Origin of the sequence: Acidovorax sp. HMWF018 (assembly GCF_003061035.1) — a bacterium.
In the GTDB taxonomy this organism is placed as follows: Bacteria; Pseudomonadota; Gammaproteobacteria; order Burkholderiales; family Burkholderiaceae_C; genus Acidovorax; species Acidovorax delafieldii.
Map to the genome: position 1 here is coordinate 1 of NZ_QAIM01000609.1, position 3,130 is coordinate 3,130.

Annotated in this window: 4 protein-coding genes; all 4 read right to left on the bottom strand. The window is 67.8% G+C overall.

From position 1 onward, the window contains the following. Window positions 1–424: glutathione S-transferase N-terminal domain-containing protein (locus DBR23_RS25935; protein WP_199227807.1), on the bottom strand; the 424-nt coding region annotated here is incomplete at its 3' end. Window positions 425–482: 58 nt separating this feature from the next. After that, entirely contained in the window at window positions 483–1,265 is a 783-nt protein-coding gene (locus tag DBR23_RS25940) for an SDR family NAD(P)-dependent oxidoreductase (protein ID WP_108500010.1), read from the bottom strand. 30 nt (window positions 1,266–1,295) lie between these two features. Continuing rightward, entirely contained in the window at window positions 1,296–2,096 is an 801-nt protein-coding gene (locus DBR23_RS25945; RefSeq protein WP_108500011.1) for an enoyl-CoA hydratase/isomerase family protein, read from the bottom strand. Continuing rightward, window positions 2,093–3,130: thiolase family protein (locus DBR23_RS25950; RefSeq protein WP_108500012.1), on the bottom strand; the 1,038-nt coding region annotated here is incomplete at its 5' end. The genes DBR23_RS25945 and DBR23_RS25950, both read right to left, overlap by 4 nt.

Sequence of the window (3,130 nt, forward strand, 5' to 3'; positions counted from 1 at the left end):
GGTACAGCCGCGCCGCTTCGTCGCGGTAGCGCTCGATGGCGTAGGCGATCTTTTCTTGTGCATACAGCGCAAAGTGGCCATGCTGGCCGAGCATGGGTCCCAGCCCGCTCACCTGCCACATCACCCATTGCATGGTCTGGGTGAAGCCGCGCAGATCCGTGGGTAGGAACCGGTTGGCTTTACGGGCCAGATAGACCAGGATGGCGCCGGTCTCGAACACCGACAGCGGGCCGCCGCCGTCGAGCGGCGCATGGTCCACGATGGCCGGAATGCGGTTGTTCGGGCTGATCGCCAGGAATTCCGGCCTGAATTGCTCCCCAGCGCGGATGTTGACCGGAATCACCGTATAGGGAAGCTCCAGTTCCTCCAGCAGGATGGAGATCTTCCAGCCATTGGGTGTGGGCGCGTAATGCAGGTCAATCATGGCGAGTGCTCACGACGGCGTGCGACGGCTATCCGCAGCTCTTCAACGGCTCAAGGCGTCAGCGCGGCGCCATGCGGAGGGCGCCATCCACGCGGATGGACTCAGCGTTCATGTAGCCGCAAGTGACCAGGAACTCGACCGCCTGCGCGTACTCGTCGGGCTCGCCCAGCCGCTTGGGGCAGGGCACGGAAGCGGCCAGGGCCTGTTGGACGGGGTCGGGCAGGCTTTTCAGCAGGGGCGTGCCGAACAGCCCCGGCAGGATGGTGTTGACGCGAATGCCTTCGTCCATCAGGTCGCGCGCGATGGGCAGGGTCATGCCCATGACGGCGGCCTTGCTGGCGGCGTAGCTGGCCTGGCCGACCTGGCCATCCACGGCGGCCGCCGAAGCGGTGTTGACCACGACGCCGCGATCACCGTCGGCCAGCGGCGCGAGCGTCAACATGCCCGCGGCTGATTTGGCGATGCAACGGAAGGTGCCCACCAGGTTGATCTGCACGATGCGGTTGAAGCGATCCGTGGGGCTCGGGCGGATTTCGCCGGTCTTCTTGTCGCGGCTGACGGTCTTGGCGGCGTCGGCCGTGCCGGCGCAATTGACCAGGATGCGCTCCTGCCCGATGGCGGCGCGGGCCTTGGCGAAGGCGGCGTCCACCTGCTCCTCGGACGTCACGTCCACGTTGCAGTAAACGCCGCCAAGCTCGTTGGCCAGCGCCTGGCCGACGGCTTCGTTCATGTCGAAGATGGCGACCTTGACGCCATGGCTGGCCAGGCGCCGGGCCGTGGCAGACCCCAGGCCGGAAGCCCCGCCGGTGATGACGGCGGAAATGTCGGAATTGAGTTGCATGGTTTTTCCTTGTGAGGTGACGGACGGGCGCTATTGGCCGGTGAATTGGGGGGTGCGCTTGGCCAGGAATGCGGCTTGCCCTTCCAGGTTGTCGGCGGAACGCAAGGCGACGACGAAATTGCGCTTCTCATGCTCCAGGCCCTGGGCGAGCGGGGTTTCAAAGCTGGCCAGGGCCGCATCCTTGGCCAGCGCCACGGCCAGCGGCGAATTGGCCGCAATCCGGCGGGCCATCGCCAGCGCCGTCGGCAGGGCCTGGCCGTCCGCCGTCACTTCGGCCACGATGCCGACGTCGCAAGCCTTGCGGGCGTCCATGAAATCGCCAGTCAGCAGCAGGGCCATGGCCTTGGACTTGCCGATGGCATGAACCAGGCGCTGGGTGCCGCCCGCACCGGGGATGGCGCCCAGCTTGACTTCCGGCACGCCGAACTTGGCGGACTCGCCGGCGATGGCGATGTCGCAGGCCAGCGCCAGTTCGGTGCCGCCGCCCAGCGCGAGCTTTTCCACCGCCGCGATGACGGGCTTGGGAAAACGCCCCAGCGCCGCAAAGAAGTCCCAGCCCGTCGCCGAGCGGTCGCCCAGCAGCGGCGTGGCGCGCAGCACGTCAAACGCCGTGATGTCGGCACCGGCGCAAAACACGCCCTCGGCGCCGGTGATGACGACGGCCCGCACGGCATCGTCGTCGCGCAGTTGCGCCAACTGTGCGGACAGGCCCGCAAACACCGCGCCGTTCAGGCTGTTCTTCGCGCGCGGGCGGTTGATGGTCAGGGTGACGACGGCGCCTTCGCGGCTGACGAGCACTTCGCTGGTTTCGCTCATGGTGGCCCCGCTCATGCCAGCCGCTCGATGATGGTGGTGTTGGCCGTGCCCGACGCCTCGCAGATGGTCTGCAGGCCATAGCGGGCGCCCCGGCGCTCCAGTTCGTACAACAGGTCGGTGAGCATGCGCGCGCCGGTGGAGCCCAGCGGATGGCCGATGGCCATCGAGCCGCCGTTGACGTTCAGGCGGTCGTCGGGGATGCCGAATTCCTTCTGGAACATCAACGGCACGCCGCCAAAGGCTTCGTTGACCTCGAACAGGTCGATGTCGTTGATGGTGAGGCCCGACTCCTTCAGCGCCTTGCGGGTGGAGTCGAGCACGGCGGTGAATTGGATCACCGGGTCGGCGGCGGCCACTGCCGTGCTGACGAAGCGCGCGCGCGGCTTCAGGCCGTGCTTCTTGGCATAGGCGCGGCTGGCCATCAGCAGCGCGGCGGCACCATCGCTGATCTGCGACGAATTACCGGCAGTGGTGGCGCCGTCGGCGGCAAACACGGCTTTCAGCGTGGCCAGCTTCTCGGGGTCGGAGTTGGGGCGCACGCCCTCGTCGGCGGCGACGACGGGGCTGTTCGGGTCGGCCGGATCCTCAGTCAGATGCACCAGTTGATCCTTGATGCGACCGGCCTGAATCGCCTCGGCGGCGCGTTTGTGGCTGCGCACGGCGGAGGCATCCAGGGTCTCGCGCGTGAGGCCGAAGCGCGTGTTCAGCAACTCCGACGACACGCCTTGCGGTATCAGCGGGTTGTCCTGGTAGCGCGCCAGTTCGCGCGGGCTGTATTGCGAGCCCAGCGGCGCGCCGGGCTTGAACGACGGCGGCAGCGGCGCCTGCGACATCGACTCCACCCCGCCGCCAATGGCCAACTGGTAGGCACCGGCCTGGATGCCATGTGCTGCAAAGCTCACCGCCTGCTGGCCGGAGCCGCATTGCCGGTCCACCGTCACCGCCGGGACGGATTCGGGCAGCCCCGCCGCCAGCACGGCATGGCGGGCCAGGTTGCCGTGCTGCTGATCCCACTGCAGCACGCAGCCGACGATCACGTCGTCCAGGTC

What these genes read in the sequence shown, in the direction of transcription:
- DBR23_RS25940 (WP_108500010.1), bottom strand. Translation starts at nt 1,265, where the DNA reads ATGCAACTCAATTCCGACATTTCCGCCGTCATCACCGGCGGGGCTTCC.
- DBR23_RS25945 (WP_108500011.1), bottom strand. Translation starts at nt 2,096, where the DNA reads ATGAGCGGGGCCACCATGAGCGAAACCAGCGAAGTGCTCGTCAGCCGC.